Annotated in this window: 15 protein-coding genes, 1 tRNA gene, 1 other RNA gene and 1 other annotated feature; of the genes, 13 read left to right on the top strand and 4 right to left on the bottom strand. The window is 38.6% G+C overall.

Annotated features, from left to right (window positions below):
- Positions 1 to 392: 392 nt before the first annotated feature.
- Entirely contained in the window at positions 393 to 1,385 is a 993-nt protein-coding gene (locus AC6CHV_RS25930) for a YaaC family protein (protein WP_341329554.1), read from the bottom strand.
- Positions 1,386 to 1,543: 158 nt separating this feature from the next.
- Between AC6CHV_RS25930 and guaB the strand changes: the two genes are divergently transcribed.
- From guaB to AC6CHV_RS25900, 6 genes are all read left to right on the top strand, one after another.
- A complete protein-coding gene (gene guaB, locus AC6CHV_RS25925; RefSeq protein WP_498079948.1) occupies positions 1,544 to 3,010 on the top strand; it encodes an IMP dehydrogenase in 1,467 nt (488 codons plus the stop codon).
- A 138-nt stretch (positions 3,011 to 3,148) separates the two neighbouring features.
- A complete protein-coding gene (locus AC6CHV_RS25920; protein WP_498079947.1) occupies positions 3,149 to 4,498 on the top strand; it encodes a serine hydrolase in 1,350 nt (449 codons plus the stop codon).
- A 195-nt stretch (positions 4,499 to 4,693) separates the two neighbouring features.
- Complete coding sequence (gene pdxS / locus AC6CHV_RS25915) at positions 4,694 to 5,578, top strand: pyridoxal 5'-phosphate synthase lyase subunit PdxS (RefSeq protein ID WP_099355770.1); 885 nt, start codon at positions 4,694 to 4,696, stop codon at positions 5,576 to 5,578.
- A gap of 18 nt (positions 5,579 to 5,596) precedes the next feature.
- Positions 5,597 to 6,187 (top strand): pyridoxal 5'-phosphate synthase glutaminase subunit PdxT, encoded by a 591-nt coding sequence (gene pdxT, locus AC6CHV_RS25910; RefSeq protein ID WP_498079946.1) that lies wholly within the window; start codon positions 5,597 to 5,599, stop codon positions 6,185 to 6,187.
- A 42-nt stretch (positions 6,188 to 6,229) separates the two neighbouring features.
- Positions 6,230 to 6,445, top strand: a binding site (T-box leader).
- A 197-nt stretch (positions 6,446 to 6,642) separates the two neighbouring features.
- A complete protein-coding gene (serS, locus tag AC6CHV_RS25905; protein WP_498079945.1) occupies positions 6,643 to 7,923 on the top strand; it encodes a serine--tRNA ligase in 1,281 nt (426 codons plus the stop codon).
- 110 nt (positions 7,924 to 8,033) lie between these two features.
- Positions 8,034 to 8,126 (top strand) — tRNA-Ser (locus AC6CHV_RS25900).
- Positions 8,127 to 8,267: 141 nt separating this feature from the next.
- On the opposite strand, the gene AC6CHV_RS25895 is transcribed toward AC6CHV_RS25900, so the two are convergent.
- The 3 genes from AC6CHV_RS25895 to AC6CHV_RS25885 all read right to left on the bottom strand — a co-directional run bounded on the left by AC6CHV_RS25895 (position 8,268) and on the right by AC6CHV_RS25885 (position 11,037).
- Complete coding sequence (locus AC6CHV_RS25895) at positions 8,268 to 8,936, bottom strand: deoxynucleoside kinase (protein WP_341329559.1); 669 nt, start codon at positions 8,934 to 8,936, stop codon at positions 8,268 to 8,270.
- The gene (locus AC6CHV_RS25890) at positions 8,923 to 9,579 is read right to left on the bottom strand and encodes a deoxynucleoside kinase (RefSeq protein WP_341329560.1); all 657 of its coding nucleotides are present in this window, start codon (positions 9,577 to 9,579) and stop codon (positions 8,923 to 8,925) included. The genes AC6CHV_RS25895 and AC6CHV_RS25890 overlap by 14 nt, the downstream gene beginning before the upstream one ends.
- Before the next feature lie 171 nt (positions 9,580 to 9,750).
- A complete protein-coding gene (locus AC6CHV_RS25885) occupies positions 9,751 to 11,037 on the bottom strand; it encodes a LysM peptidoglycan-binding domain-containing protein (RefSeq protein ID WP_498079944.1) in 1,287 nt (428 codons plus the stop codon).
- A gap of 307 nt (positions 11,038 to 11,344) precedes the next feature.
- Between AC6CHV_RS25885 and tadA the strand changes: the two genes are divergently transcribed.
- From tadA to AC6CHV_RS25850, 7 genes are all read left to right on the top strand, one after another.
- Entirely contained in the window at positions 11,345 to 11,836 is a 492-nt protein-coding gene (gene tadA / locus AC6CHV_RS25880; protein WP_341333454.1) for a tRNA adenosine(34) deaminase TadA, read from the top strand.
- Between the two features lie 95 nt (positions 11,837 to 11,931).
- An RNA gene (gene ffs / locus AC6CHV_RS25875) (signal recognition particle sRNA large type) lies at positions 11,932 to 12,196 on the top strand.
- A gap of 255 nt (positions 12,197 to 12,451) precedes the next feature.
- A complete protein-coding gene (gene dnaX, locus AC6CHV_RS25870; protein WP_498079943.1) occupies positions 12,452 to 14,140 on the top strand; it encodes a DNA polymerase III subunit gamma/tau in 1,689 nt (562 codons plus the stop codon).
- A 26-nt stretch (positions 14,141 to 14,166) separates the two neighbouring features.
- Positions 14,167 to 14,487, top strand: coding sequence for a YbaB/EbfC family nucleoid-associated protein (locus tag AC6CHV_RS25865; protein ID WP_121449690.1), 321 nt, complete (start codon positions 14,167 to 14,169; stop codon positions 14,485 to 14,487).
- A 24-nt stretch (positions 14,488 to 14,511) separates the two neighbouring features.
- Positions 14,512 to 15,108 carry a recombination mediator RecR gene (recR, locus tag AC6CHV_RS25860; protein ID WP_099355777.1) on the top strand — a complete coding sequence of 199 codons (597 nt, stop codon included), beginning with the start codon at positions 14,512 to 14,514 and terminating at the stop codon, positions 15,106 to 15,108.
- A 10-nt stretch (positions 15,109 to 15,118) separates the two neighbouring features.
- Entirely contained in the window at positions 15,119 to 15,331 is a 213-nt protein-coding gene (locus AC6CHV_RS25855) for a YaaL family protein (protein ID WP_341329563.1), read from the top strand.
- Positions 15,332 to 15,479: 148 nt separating this feature from the next.
- On the top strand, positions 15,480 to 15,746 hold the full coding sequence (locus AC6CHV_RS25850; RefSeq protein ID WP_099364853.1) for a pro-sigmaK processing inhibitor BofA family protein: 267 nt from the start codon (positions 15,480 to 15,482) through the stop codon (positions 15,744 to 15,746).
- Positions 15,747 to 15,993 lie beyond the last annotated feature (247 nt).

The following is a 15,993-nucleotide window of genomic DNA, read 5'->3' as shown; positions in this document are numbered from 1 at the left end:
CATTATGGTTGGTCTTTTTTGTTTTTTCAAAACCGAAAGGTTTTGTGGTGTAAAAGAATAGGAATATAAAATAGAATAGGTCGCCTTTCGAGGAGGAAAGGTTCGAGGATGCAAGGGAGCGACAACCAGAATGTTCTTTGTAGAAGTTGAAGCAGCTGATGCACAAAATCTGACACTCTTTAGAAGCTGACCACCGAATACGGAAGGTAAGACCTTGCACCGGTGGTAGCTGGGAAATTTTCCTTGTGAGGGTCTAAGACCAACCAGTGTGGTTGGTCTTTTTGTGCTTTAAAGATTAATTTTAGTACAGTTGATATAGGGACATAAGTGTTAATCGTGTAACCCAGAAGGTTGGAAAGTGATAATGATTTAATGGAAAGACATTAAAGCCCCTACACCCCATCAATTTTTTCCTTTAAAAACAAATAAAGCAAAAAGGGAACTTTATCTGCGGATATCGCAAGGAACTGTCTGATAAATGGATAGTCGTTACTAGAGTATGAATGAAGCAGTTCACTCCACCACTCAGTCTCATATCTAGATATCATACTTAAATTATAGAGGAGTAAGTAATGTGTCATGATTTCAGGAAAAAATGATAGAAGCTCCCTTTCTTTTGGCAGATAGTAGCTGTCTTCATATAGATGATATAGAAGCGGTGAACTTGCCAGTGGTAGAAGATAATTATCCTTTTTAATTTGTAATGTTATTGGCCCGCAGTCTTTTCCTTCTGTTGGTTCTTTAATAAGAGTTGTTGAAAATGGCAGTGTGTTTTCAATAAAATCTACAAATCTCCGTGAGGTCATATGATAGCTGTCTAAAGCTTCAGTTGGGATTGATAATATATTCTGAGTTGTGATTGGTGTTTCAATATATAAGCTTTGTTGAAAATGCAGAGTAAATAAATTTTGTAATTCGGGAATCCTTTTAAATAACTGCTCCATTGTAAACTTTTCACCTTCCATTTGTTTCACATGAAACATACGTTCAGAAAAGTGAGAAAATAATCCGTTTTTTTGCACCTTTACTTCATCATGAAAAAACTCGTAGCTCTGTTTTTTTCGTTTTCTAGTTGAAACTCCATGTGCAAGTACCGAAGTTGATTCTGGGTACTGGGGATCAACAGTTAGTAAACATGCTTTTAACAATTGTACCATTCCATAAAAGAGAAGAACCGGCTTAATGGATAATGGAGCATTTTGGGATAATTGGTAGTAATTTTGACCATGTTCTAAATAATAGATAAACGGGTAACTGTTTTCATAGCTCTTTTTATCTGCGTCTGTAACTGCCGCTTTTTCATAGCATTTTTGTAGTAAGTGTTGTGTTGTATTTGCTGCATGAAGTGCATTAAATGATTGCCAAATAAAACGATAATCAAACAAATTACTAACCTCCAATAAAAACAAAGAAGTACAAAATATGGGTGAAAAGAGATAATGAAAAACTCTGAATTATTAAATATATCGTTCGATTCTTGACAGTAGTTTACCCAGTTGTTAATCTACTAATAATATTTTGCAATCGAAGGGGGATTTATTACATGTGGGAAACAAAGTTTGCCAAAGAAGGATTAACATTTGATGATGTATTGCTATTACCTGCTAAGTCAGAGGTACTACCTAAGGATGTAAATCTTGGGGTTGCGTTAACAGAAACACTTAAGTTAAATATCCCGATTGTTAGTGCGGGTATGGACACAGTAACAGAGCATGAAATGGCTATTGCAATGGCCCGTCAAGGCGGACTAGGGATCATTCATAAGAATATGTCTGTTGAGCAACAGGCTGAGCAGGTTGATAAAGTTAAGCGTTCAGAAAGTGGCGTAATCACAGATCCATTTTTCTTAACTCCTAGTCATCAAGTATTTGATGCTGAACATTTAATGGGAAAATATCGTATTTCAGGTGTTCCAATTGTAAACAACCCACAAGAGCAAATCTTGGTTGGAATTATTACCAATCGTGACCTTCGTTTTATTCAAGACTATTCTATTCAAATTTCAGATGTAATGACAAAGGAAAATCTCGTGACTGCTCCTGTTGGTACAACTTTAGAACAGGCAGAAAAACTTCTACAGAAATATAAAATTGAAAAGCTTCCACTCGTTGATGAAGGTGGAGTATTAAAAGGACTTATTACAATAAAGGATATTGAAAAAGTAATTGAGTTCCCGAATTCAGCAAAGGATGCGCAGGGGCGTCTATTAGTAGGAGCCGCTGTTGGGGTAACAACAGATACAATGCTTCGGGTTGAAAAGCTAGTTAAAGCTGGAGTTGATGCAATTGTTGTTGATACAGCACACGGCCATTCAGCAGGAGTACTTGAAACAGTTAAAACAATTAGAGACGCATATCCAAAACTAAATATTATTGCTGGTAACGTAGCAACAGCAGAAGCAACACGTGCACTTATAGAAGCAGGCGCTAGCGTTGTGAAAGTAGGAATAGGACCTGGTTCTATTTGTACAACTCGTGTTGTAGCAGGTGTTGGTGTTCCTCAAATAACAGCTGTTTACGATTGTGCAACAGAAGCAAGAAAACATGGAGTTTCGATTATTGCTGATGGCGGTATTAAATATTCTGGTGACATCGTTAAAGCATTAGCTGCTGGTGGACATGTCGTAATGCTAGGAAGCTTACTTGCAGGTGTATCTGAAAGCCCAGGGGAAACTGAGATCTTCCAAGGCCGTCGCTTTAAAGTATATCGTGGCATGGGCTCTGTTGCGGCAATGGAAAAAGGAAGTAAGGACCGTTATTTCCAGGAGGATGCGAAAAAGTTTGTTCCTGAAGGTATTGAAGGTCGTCTTCCATACAAAGGCCCACTTACAGACACAATATATCAATTAATTGGTGGTATTCGTTCTGGTATGGGTTACTGCGGCACAAAGAATTTAGAAGAGTTAAGAGAGAATGCACAATTCATTAAAATGACAGGTGCTGGATTACGTGAAAGTCATCCACATGATGTACAGATCACAAAGGAAGCACCGAACTACTCTACTCTCTAAGGTAAATTTAGACAGAACATAATCCATTGGTAGGATTTTTATATTGTGGTAGATAGAGTCATGTACTCTATCTATTTTTTTTGAAGCTGGTATGTTAAAATGTCTTTTGTGCGTATTATGAAAGTGGAGGTTTAAAACGTGAAAAAACAAACACAAAAAAGATTGATTATAAGTATTTTAGCAGTCTTTTTGCTAACGCTTTTTGTAGGACAAATACCTCCTGCAAAAGCAGCACCTGCTCTTGATATAAATGTAAAAAATGCGATATTAATTGATGCAGATACAGGTAAAATACTATATGAAAAAAATGCCGATCAAGCGGCCCCAATTGCAAGTATGGTAAAAATGATGACTGAGTACCTGATAATGGAAGCTATCTCTGAAGGTAGAATATCTTGGGATCAAACTACTCAAATTAGCCAATATGCATATGATATATCTGCAAATAATAACTTTTCAGGTGTTGGCTTACGATTAAATCATGATTATACGGTTGAGGAACTTTATAAAGCAATGGCGATTTATTCTGATAATGCAACAACCATTACATTAGCAGAACTATTAGCCGGTACTGAAGGCGAATTCGTGAAACTTATGAATAAAAAGGCTGAAGAACTAGGCCTTCCAAACTATGAGTTTGTAAATAGTACAGGATTATCAAATTCAATGCTAGGTGATAATTATCCTGAAGGAACGAGTCCAGATGGGGATAATATGTTATCAGCAGAGTCTGTGGCTTTATTAGCCTACTCACTATTACGTGATTATCCAGAAGTATTGGAGATTTCAAGTATCCCTCAATTGGAATTTTATGATGAGAAACTGGATAACTGGAACTGGATGTTGAAACACGATCCAAAGGTATCTCCATATCTTGCAGATTTCTATTATGAGGGAATGGATGGGTTAAAAACAGGTACAACACCAGCAGCTGGTTATTGCTTTACAGGAACTGCTGAACGTAACGGAAAAAGATTAATTTCAGTCGTGATGGGGGCAACAAGCGAACCAGAGCGTTTCAAAGAGACTCGTAAACTATTAGATTATGGTTTTAATAATTTTGAACAAATTGAAGTTTACCCTGAAGGATATCAAGTAAAGGGTAATAAAGAATTAAAGGTAGTCAAGGGAAAAGAAAAGAAAGTAGAAATTTCAACTAAAGCACCAGTAAAATTATTAGTTAAAAAGGGTGTAGATAAGTCTGCATTTAAAGCAGAAATTGTATTTGATGACAAGGTTGTTTCAAAGGATAAAGAAATAACAGCTCCTTTTAAAGAAGGAACAAAAGTGGGCCATATGAGTGTATCCTATGATGGTGATGACTTAGGCTATATTACCGCAAATGGTGATGATAAATTACAGGTACCACTTGTGACAGATACAGGTGTTGAAAAGACAAACTGGTTCGTGCTCATGATGAGAGGAATTGGTGGATTCTTTGGTGATATTTGGTCAAGTGTGGCAAACACTGTTAAGGGCTGGTTCTAATATAAAGGTCTCCTTCTCTGTAGAAGGAGGCTGTTTTTGTTTCCATATTATACTATTTTGGTATAATTACTAGGAAATTAGAAAATTATGAGTTAGAATATTCTTAGTTTATTTTCTATTGGGCATTCACTATAGTTAAAAATATGATATGATTATGCCTATAAAATTAGATAACGAATCATTGGAGGAATCGTAATGGCAAATACAGGAACAGATAGAGTAAAACGTGGTATGGCTGAAATGCAAAAGGGCGGCGTAATTATGGACGTTGTCAATGCAGAACAAGCTAAGATTGCAGAAGAAGCAGGCGCTGTAGCAGTAATGGCTTTAGAGCGTGTACCTGCTGATATTCGAGCGGCTGGTGGAGTTGCTAGAATGGCGGACCCTACAATCGTCGAGCAAGTAATGGGTGCTGTTACTATTCCAGTTATGGCCAAAGCTCGTATAGGTCATATTGTAGAAGCTAGAGTATTAGAAGCTCTTGGCGTTGACTACATTGATGAGAGTGAAGTATTAACTCCAGCTGATGAAGAATTCCACTTAAATAAACGTGATTTCACAGTTCCATTTGTTTGTGGCTGCCGTGACTTAGGCGAAGCAACTCGCCGAATTGCAGAAGGTGCATCTATGCTTCGTACAAAAGGTGAGCCTGGAACAGGAAATATTGTAGAAGCTGTTCGTCATATGAGAAAAGTGAATGCTCAAATTCGTAAAGTTGTTGGCATGAGTGAAGATGAGCTTATGACAGAAGCAAAAAATCTTGGAGCACCATTTGAATTATTGCTTCAAATCAAACAAGAAGGTCGCCTTCCAGTTGTTAACTTTGCAGCAGGTGGTGTAGCAACTCCAGCTGACGCAGCACTTATGATGCAACTTGGAGCAGATGGAGTATTTGTTGGATCTGGTATTTTTAAATCAGATAATCCTGCAAAATTTGCTCGTGCGATTGTAGAAGCTACTACACATTATCAAGATTATGAATTAATTGCACACCTTTCTAAAGGATTAGGAAATGCTATGAAAGGTATTGAAATTTCATCATTATTACCAGAACAACGTATGCAAGAAAGAGGCTGGTAAGTAAGAGGGTGTTCAGACGTGGTTAAAATCGGAGTATTAGGACTTCAAGGGGCTGTCAGAGAACATGTTCGTTCTGTAGAAGCCTCTGGAGCGGAAGCAGTCGTTGTAAAAAAAGTTGAACAACTTGAAGAAATTGACGGATTAATTATCCCTGGCGGGGAAAGTACTACAATGCGCCGATTAATTGATAAATATGAGTTTATGGAGCCACTTCGCTCATTTGCTGAGCAAGGTAAGCCGATGTTTGGAACATGTGCAGGGCTCATTCTACTTGCGAAGCAGCTTGTTGACTATAAGGAGTCACATCTTGGACTTATGGATATTAAAGTTGAGAGAAACTCATTTGGCCGTCAGCGTGAGAGCTTTGAGGCGGAGCTTATGATTCCTAGAATCGCTGAAGACTTTGTCGGAGTATTTATTCGCGCACCACATATTGTAGAAGCAGGAGAAAATGTCGAAATTCTTGCAAAGCATAATGGTAGAATAGTTGCAGCCCGTGAAGGACAATATTTAGGCTGCTCCTTCCATCCAGAATTAACAGATGATCACCGCTTTACAGCGTATTTTGTAAAAATGGTCGAAGAATCAAAAGCAAAAAAACTTGTATAAACAATTAAAACATGGTAAAACTTTATATAAATAATATAAAATGTGAAATCTATGATAGGAACTAGTAGCTCGTCTTTTTTCCTAAGAGAGTCGGTGGTTGGTGTGAACCGATGAAAAAAGCTTGTGAATCCATCCTTGAGTGAAATACTGAATGCATCATTCAAGTAGGTATTTTCGGTAAATCCGTTATCTTTTTCAAGAGGGGGATACTTGTATCCTCAACTAGGGTGGTAACGCGGGTTAACTCTCGTCCCTTTTTTAGGGGCGGGAGTTTTTTGTTTGCCGTAACTGCCGATAAGCGGCGTATTTCTTCGTTGGCTTGGTTCTCTGGTCCTCAAGTAGGTTAGCCACGCTCCGGTCCTCGAACCTGTGCTACCTTGAAATACTTGCTTCTCGACAGTCACGAATGGTTACACATTGTTACTATAACTCATAGATTTTAGGAGGTTTAAGAGATGTTAGATATTAAATTTTTACGAAGCCATTTTGATGAAGTGAAGGAGAGACTCAAGTATCGTGGTGAGGATTTAACAGACCTGGGGCGTTTTGAGGAGTTAGATAAAAAGCGCCGCGAGCTCATTTTGAAGACTGAGGAGTTAAAAAGCCGTAGAAATGAAGTGTCAGGTCAAATCGCTGTTTTGAAACGAGAGAAAAAAGATGCAGATGCTCTCATTTTAGAAATGCGTGAGGTTGGTGATAAGGTCAAAGAACTAGATACGGAATTACGAGATGTGGAAGGACAATTAGAGCATCTAATGTTATCCATTCCGAATTTACCACATGAAAGTGTGCCAATTGGTGAATCTGAGGATGATAACGTTGAAATCCGTAAATGGGGAGAGCTCCCTAAGTTTGGATTTGAACCAAAGCCACACTGGGAAATTGCTGATCAACTTGAAATTTTAGACTTTGAACGTGCAGGAAAAGTAACAGGTAGCCGTTTTGTATTTTATAAGGGGCTTGGGGCAACACTTGAAAGAGCATTATTTAATTTTATGTTAGACCTACATGTAGAGGAACATGGATATGAGGAGGTTATTCCTCCATACCTAGTCAATCGTGCAAGCATGACAGGTACAGGACAGCTTCCAAAGTTTGAAGAAGATGCATTCCTCATTGAAAATGAGGATTACTTCTTAATTCCGACTGCCGAGGTTCCAGTTACAAACCTACACCGTGATGAGATTATAGGCGGAGAAGAGCTACCAATTAAATATGCGGCATTTAGTGCTTGTTTCCGCTCTGAAGCTGGTTCAGCGGGAAGAGATACAAGAGGGTTGATCCGTCAGCATCAGTTTAATAAGGTAGAACTAGTGAAGTTTGTAAAGCCAGAAGATTCTTATCAAGAATTAGAAAGCTTAACAGCAAATGCTGAAAAGGTACTTCAGTTACTAGGTCTTCCATACCGTGTCCTAAGCATGTGTAGTGCAGATTTAGGATTTACTGCAGCGAAAAAATATGACATTGAAGTGTGGATTCCAAGCTACGGAACATACCGTGAAATTTCTTCTTGTAGTAATTTTGAGGCATTCCAGGCAAGACGAGCCAATATTCGTTTCCGCCGTGATCGAGATTCAAAACCTGAGCACGTTCATACATTGAATGGTTCTGGACTTGCAATTGGTCGAACAGTTGCGGCAATCCTAGAGAATTATCAACAAGAGGACGGTACAGTCATCATTCCGGAAGTATTACGTCCTTATATGAGAAATAAAGAAGTAATTGGTCCTAAGTAATCGATTAAAATATTGGCCAGGATTTTACCACTTTCCTGGCCTTATTAAAAAAAATAAAGATATTGTTGACATTTAATTTAAAACTATGATATATTATTTCTTGTCGATACGGAGGAATACCCAAGTCCGGCTGAAGGGATCGGTCTTGAAAACCGACAGGGGTGTTAAAGCCCGCGGGGGTTCGAATCCCTCTTCCTCCGCCATAAATTTTAAATAATACTAGCGCATAAAGTATTGGAGATGAACTCGTTACTATTACGGTAACGAGTTTTTTGCTATTTACATATATTTTATCAATAAAGAACCCCTTTTGAGTGATTATCTCAAAAGGGGTATTTGTTGCTCTAGCTTTTTAAAAGTTCGGTTTGTCTGATAAACTTTGAAATTTTCTCGATAATTAGTTCAACTGAACCTTCGTCTTGTAAAATATCGTATTCATTGATATTTAATCGAAGAACAGGGCAAGCAGTAAAATTATTGATCCATTTCTCATAACGACCGTGCATTTCTTCCCAATATGAAATAGGAGTTTGTTGCTCCATTGGTCTGCCTCGTTCTTGGATTCGATTAATGATATCATCAAGGCTGCCTTCAAGATAAATTAATAAATTCGGATGTGGGAAATATGGTGTCATTACCATCGCATCAAAAAGGTTAGTATATGTCTCATAATCGACAGGCGCCATGGTTCCCTTTTCATAATGCATTCTCGCAAATATGCCTGTGTCCTCATAGATAGAACGATCTTGGACAAATCCTCCGCCATATTCAAAGATTTTCTTTTGCTCTTTAAAACGTTCTGCAAGGAAATAGATTTGAAGGTGGAAGCTCCATCTCTCAAAGTCTGCATAAAATCGATCTAAATATGGATTCGTATCCACTTTCTCAAAGGAGGTCCTAAATCCAAGTGCATTTGCAAGTGCATTTGTCATCGTAGACTTTCCAACACCAACTGTACCTGCAATGGTGATCACTGCATTACTAGGGATATCATATTTATTACGCAAATTCATTCTGTCTTACTCCTTTTTCAAGAATGGTGTCTTCTATTTTTGATAGGATTTGTTCAAGATCCTGTTTATTCTGTACAAAGTCTAGCTTGTCTCCGTTAAATCGTATAACAGGAATATTTGGGTGTGTCTTTTCGAACTTTGCCATTGATTGCTCATAATCAAGGCTTAATTGACTAAGATAAGCTGGGTCAATACCTTTTTCGATGTCTCGACCACGCATCTTAATCCGTTCTAATAAAGTATCGAGGCTAGCGTGTAAATAGATGACGACATTCGGTACTGGCATATCAGCGGTTAGAATTTCATAAATCTGTAAGTATTTTTGAAATTGCTGAGTTTTCAATGTCCGCTCAGCGAAGATTAGGTTTTTGAATATATGATAATCCGCAACAACCGGTTGATTTTTTTGAAGGTAATTTTGATTTATGTCTTCAAGTTGTTTGTATCGGTTACAAAGGAAAAACATTTCTGTTTGAAAACTCCATTCATCAATATTCGTATAAAATTTACCCAAGAATGGATTTTCATCGACTATCTCTTTCAATAAGGCAAATTCGAATTGCTCTGAAATAGCCTTAGCGAGAGAGGTCTTCCCAACTCCGATCGGACCCTCTACTGTAATAAAGGGAATCCTACTACCCATCTCGTGTCCCCCTTTTTATATCAATCAAATGACAGATAAGCATTATTTTATCACAGGAAGATAGATGTTTGTTATTAATTGTCGAAAAAACAGACTGGGAAATATTATAGTTTTCTTATTGTGCACTAAATAGAAAAAGGAACTCGAAAAATCGAGTTCCTTTAAATGATGTCATCGTTTTACGACATTGAAATTATCTGTGATCAACAGCCAATTTTGAGGGAACGGTAGCCCCAGCTTCCAATAGCTGATTCCTCGTAGATTCAATTCTTTAATCAAATCAAACTTTGCCTGAATGCTTCTAGCATCCTCAAACCAAACCTTATGTTGCTTTCCAGCCGAGTCCGTATAATCAAAGTGAGGAGCTTGTGCCTTCGTATCGTATTGGATTGGTACATTATGTTGCTTTGCGAGTTCAATTGCTCGCTGTGGGCTTACTGCCTTTGCATATTCGCCCCCTTGCACAAAAGGCAATGTCCAATCATAGCCATAGAGGTTTTGCCCCATCATTATTTTTGACGCTGGCATCTCAGTGATGGCATATTCAAGAACCTCTCGAACAGGACCAATTGGTGATACTGCCATTGGTGGACCGCCACTATATCCCCATTCATACGTCATGATGACAACAAAGTCCACGATTTCACCGTGTGCTTTATAATCGTGTGCTTCGTACCAAGCGCCCTTTTGTTCTGCACTTGTTTTAGGAGCTAGTGCAGTGGATAGTAGCCAGCCTTCTTGGCTAAAGCGCTGTTTTGCTTTACGCAAGAAGTTGTTATAGGCTTCGCGGTCTTCTGGTCGTAAAAACTCCATATCAAAATGAATATCACGGAACCCATATTTTTTTGCTGTTTCTACGATTGTATCTAACAGCTTATTTTGGACATTTTGGTCGTTAAGCACAATACGACCTAGTTCATTGCTAAATTGTCCTTCTTCTAAATTCGCTACGACCATCATAAGGGTTACGTTATTTGCACTTGCAATGCTTGGCAAATTGTTCAATGGTGGTTCTTTTAGAGTGCCATCTCGTTGGATTTGAAAGTTAAATGGGGCTAAGTATGTTAAGTATGGAGCTGCTTGTCGTGAACTTCTTTCAAGAGCGGGACTTACTGAAGTTCCTGATGGTTCCACATAAGCATTGGTTTCTACATTTCGTTTTGGGCGTGCAGGAATATAGAGTCTAAGACCTACATTTAATGGACGATTCGGTGGTAATTGGTTGATTTGTGCTAATTGCTGATAATTAAGTCCAAATTTATTTGCAATTGACCAGAGGCTATCGCCTGGTTGGACCCAGTAAAATTGTCCAACAATAGGAATAACGAGTGCCTGGCCAATCGCAAGATTACCGGGGTCTGGAATTTGGTTTGCACGAACAATTTCATCTACTGTAGTGCTGTACGCTTGAGCGATTCCAAATAAGGACTGACCTCGCTCTACAACATGAATTTGCATGTTTGACCTCCTCATTCTACAATCTAGGTAACACACCTTTATTACTCTATGAGAGAATAAGAAAGATGATGCTTGGATAAAATGTTTAACTTTATTTAGTCGGGGTCATACTCCGACTAAATAAAGTTAAAGCCTACGGTGGATGCCACAGATTTTCAAGGGTAACTTTTCGAGCCTAAGATCAAAGACTAAGTACGCCACTTCCTGTGGCAACGTCTTTGTGACCGACCTCGTGTGGGCCTAAAAAATCTGGGCGCAAATACGCCAAGGCGCATTTGATTTATCTAGTGAGGGAGTATTTACTTTGATGAAATCTGACGAATATTATATGAAATTGGCGATTGAAGAAGCAAAAAAAGCAGCTGATATAGATGAAGTGCCTATTGGTGCTGTTCTTGTTATAAATGATGAAGTTATTGCAAAAGCCCATAACCTTCGTGAAACACAGCAACGTTCAATTGCCCATGCAGAACTATTGGCACTTGATGAAGCCTGTCGACGTTCAGGCACTTGGAGATTAGAGGATTCTACCTTGTATGTCACTCTTGAGCCCTGTGCAATGTGCTCGGGGGCTATCGTGCTATCGCGGGTAAAACGGGTCGTTTACGGGGCGAGTGACCCTAAGGGAGGATGTGCGGGAACCTTAATGAACCTTTTACAGGAACAACGATTTAATCATCAAACTGAGGTCGTTTCAGGTATTTGTGAGGAAGAATGCAGCGAACTCCTAAGTTCATTTTTTAGACAGCTTCGAAAGAGAAAAAAAGATGAAAAGAATCGCACTACTGGTTCTACTTGAAAAAACTTACAGTTGGAATACGTTGATTTTTTTTGACTGAGCCTTTATACTAAGAATGTGTCACAAAGACACCTAACAATTTGGTATCAATTTTGCCGTGCTAAGCGGGGAGGTAGCGGTGCCCTGTACTCGCAATCCGCTCTAGCGAGGCCGAATCCCTTCACAGAGGGTAGTTATTGTAGGGTCTGCCTCAAGTAAGTGGTGTTGACGTCTGGGTCCTACGCAATGGGAACCCGTGAATCCTGTCAGGTCCGGAAGGAAGCAGCAGTAAGCGGACTCTCCCATGTGCCGTAGGGTTGCCTGGACCGAGCTAACTGCTTGAGTAACGCCTGGGGTAACTATTCGACGGAAGGTGCACGGCAGTTATACTACATAAAACAACTCACTCATTCGGGTGGGTTTTTTTATTGTCTAGTTCAAGGCTCCATCGGCGCTCTGGGCTAAGTCAATTGCTTCGGAAGGTTGCGCTCGTCTTATGCTTGGCACCTAAAGTTGAGCTTCTTGAACTGTTCTTGTTTTTTCTAGATTTTTTCAGTGAATGATATAATCACTTTGTACAGAATATTCACTTCCTGTATAATAGGAAGTGGACGAAGAGAAGGAGGGGCAATATCAATGGCATATCAAGCATTATACCGTGTCTTTCGGCCACAAACCTTTCATGACGTGGTCGGACAAGAACATATAACCCAAACATTAAAGAATGCCCTTCTTCAAGAAAAATTTTCTCATGCTTACCTTTTCTCAGGACCAAGGGGAACAGGAAAAACGAGTGCTGCGAAAATTTTTGCAAAAGCCGTTAACTGTGAGCGTTCTCCAGTAGCTGAGCCTTGTAATGAGTGTGCCGCATGTCGGGGAATTACCGACGGCTCAATTTCTGATGTGATTGAAATTGATGCTGCATCAAACAATGGTGTCGATGAAATTAGAGATATTCGCGATAAAGTGAAGTATGCTCCCAGTGCAGTACGCTACAAGGTATATATCATTGATGAAGTACATATGCTTTCAATCGGTGCGTTTAACGCCTTGTTAAAAACATTGGAGGAACCACCAAGACATGTCATTTTCATCTTAGCAACAACCGAACCACATAAAATTCCACTTACGATCATCTCCAGATGTCAACGCTTTGATTTTCGTCGGATTACAACTCAAGCAATCGTAGGGAGAATGAAAACGATCATATCTGAACAGAACGTGACAGTGGATGATCAAGCTCTTTATGTAATCGCAAGAGCTGCTGAAGGTGGAATGCGGGATGCGTTAAGTTTATTGGACCAAGCGATTTCCTTCAGCGACGAAGTGGTAAAACTTGAAGATGTTCTCACGATAACTGGAGCTGTTTCGCAATCACTGCTAACGAATGTGGTTAGGGCGACACACGACCGAGATGTCCGAACAGCTTTGAAGACACTCGATGAAATGATGGACCTTGGGAAAGACCCAATGAGATTTATCGAAGATTTAATCTTCTATTATAGGGACATGCTTTTATATCAAACAGCACCCCAATTAGAAGAAGTGATGGAGCGGGTATTAGTTGATGAAGATTTTTCGGACCTTGCAAAAAATATCCCTAATCATGAAATTTACGAAACCATGGATATTTTAAACCAAGCCCAGCAGGAGATGAAGTGGACGAACCATCCGCGAATTTTTCTAGAGGTAGCACTCGTAAAGCTTACTCAAATGGATAAACAACATTCATTTGAGTCATTGCCACAAATTGAAGGCTTAATGAATAAAATAAATATGTTAGAATCTGAACTTGCATCAATTAAGGAAAAGGGTGTAACAGCCCAACCACAAGATGCAAAGCCTGCTGAAAAACGTCCACAAAAAACATCTAGAAATGGTTACAGAACCCCAGTGGGAAGAATAAATGAGGTTTTAAAGAGTGCAACTAGACAGAATCTTGATTTATTAAAAGGAAAATGGGGCGATATGCTTGATCAACTTCGAAGTCAAAACAAAGTGTCTCATGCAGCCCTTTTAATTGAAAGTGAACCAGTTGCAGCTTCTTCAAATGCGTTTGTGTTAAAGTTTAAATATGAAATCCATTGTAAAATGGCATCTGAAAACACAGAAGTAAAAGAAAATCTCGAAAACATACTTACCACATTAACCGGAAATAGGTTTGAAATGATTGGTGTACCCGATGATGAATGGGGTAAAATTAGAGAAGAGTTTATCCGTGGGCAAAAAACCGATGATGATCAAGGGCCTGAGGAAACCGAGGACCCTCTTATTGCAGAAGCGATGAAGATTGTTGGTGCAGAGCTCATTGAAATAAAGGAATAATAAACATATAGGAGGAATGTAACATGATGCGTGGCGGCGGAATGGGTAATATGCAAAAAATGATGAAACAAATGCAAAAAATGCAAAAGGATATGGCAAAGGCACAGGAAGAACTTGCTGAAAAGGTGGTAGAAGGTACTGCTGGTGGTGGTATGGTCACTGTAAAAGCAAATGGCCAAAAAGAAATTATTGACGTTATCATTAAAGAAGAAGTGGTAGACCCTGATGATATCGAAATGCTACAGGACCTTGTTTTAGCAGCAACAAATGATGCCCTTAAAAAGATCGAAGACCTAACAAATGAAACAATGGGTCAATTTACTAAAGGAATGAACCTTCCATTCTAATCGGTTGAAAGGACTTAGATAGATATGCATTATCCTGAACCAATATCTAAGCTAATAGATAGCTTTATGAAATTGCCAGGTATCGGCCCAAAAACGGCCGTGCGTCTGGCTTTTTTTGTACTAAGTATGAAAGAGGATGTCGTGCTTGATTTTGCTAAAGCGCTTGTCAATGCAAAGCGAAATCTCACATATTGCTCAAATTGCGGGCATATAACAGATAGAGACCCTTGTTACATTTGTGAAGATGAACGTCGCGACAAAACAGTGATCTGTGTCCTACAGGATCCGAAAGATGTAATCGCAATGGAAAAAATGAAAGAATACAACGGTCTTTATCATGTCTTACATGGGGCAATCTCCCCAATGGATGGTATTGGTCCAGAAGATATTAAAATTCCTGAATTACTAAAAAGACTTCAGGATGACACGGTACAAGAAATTATTTTAGCGACTAATCCGAACATTGAAGGGGAAGCTACAGCTATGTATATTTCTCGTTTACTAAAACCAACGGGTATTAAAATTACAAGAATTGCTCATGGCTTACCAGTTGGTGGAGATTTAGAATATGCTGATGAAGTAACACTATCAAAGGCACTTGAAGGTCGCCGGGAATTATAGGAGGTCTTTTATGCTTTTTAAAAAGAAGGGAAAGCTTCGAAAAGAATATAATCAAGAGCTCTTTAGTCAGTTAGAAATGGCAAAGAAGGAATGGATGAGACAGAAAAATCTTATCGAAAAAAGTGTTGAACCTTCTGATGATGTTTTAAGTGAACTTAAAGTCGCAGAAACCAAATACTTCTTTTTACTAAGAGAAGCAAAAAGGCGAAAAGTATTTCTATAAAAATAAATCCTATCAAGGAAGTAAGACTTTCTCTGATGGGATTTTTTATTATGAATAGAAACATTAAATAAAAATAGGACAAGAGGTTCTTAAAACTCCCCACTCACATAGAATAATAGTACAAGTTGTGAGAAGGAGTGAAGTCTGATTGGAACCAAAGTTTGTTATAGCAATACTTGGAGGATTAATTGTACTTGTTCTTTTAATAGGAGCACCTCTTAAGCCAATTCGGCTAGTGGGACAAGTATTCGTTAAAATCCTAATCGGCGCATTGTTTCTATTTTTCTTAAATGCATTTGGACAATCATTTGATCTGCATGTACCAATAAATCTAGTGACTTCTGCAGTATCTGGTCTACTCGGTCTCCCAGGCTTAGCGGCACTTGTAATTATAGATTTATTTATAGTAGGATAAAAAAACAAATGGAGTCTCATTTGTTTTTTTATTGTTTAAATTTGATGGCAGATTATAAAATAGTGGAATGGTAAGAAAACGAAAATTATTTCAATATAATTTGTTGACTTTTAGTTGAATTGGGTGTATATTTATATCTCTCACAGGGAATACCTTAAAATAAGAAAAAACGCAAAAAAATATGTTGACTTATTTTTGTGAGGATGTTATATTAATAAAGTCGCTTCTGAGAGGCGAAACAAAAGTC

This window comes from Ferdinandcohnia sp. GQ5, from assembly GCF_059759275.1.
The sequence above is the reverse complement of the archived record's forward strand: the minus strand, read 5'-3'. Positions and strand labels throughout refer to the sequence as shown.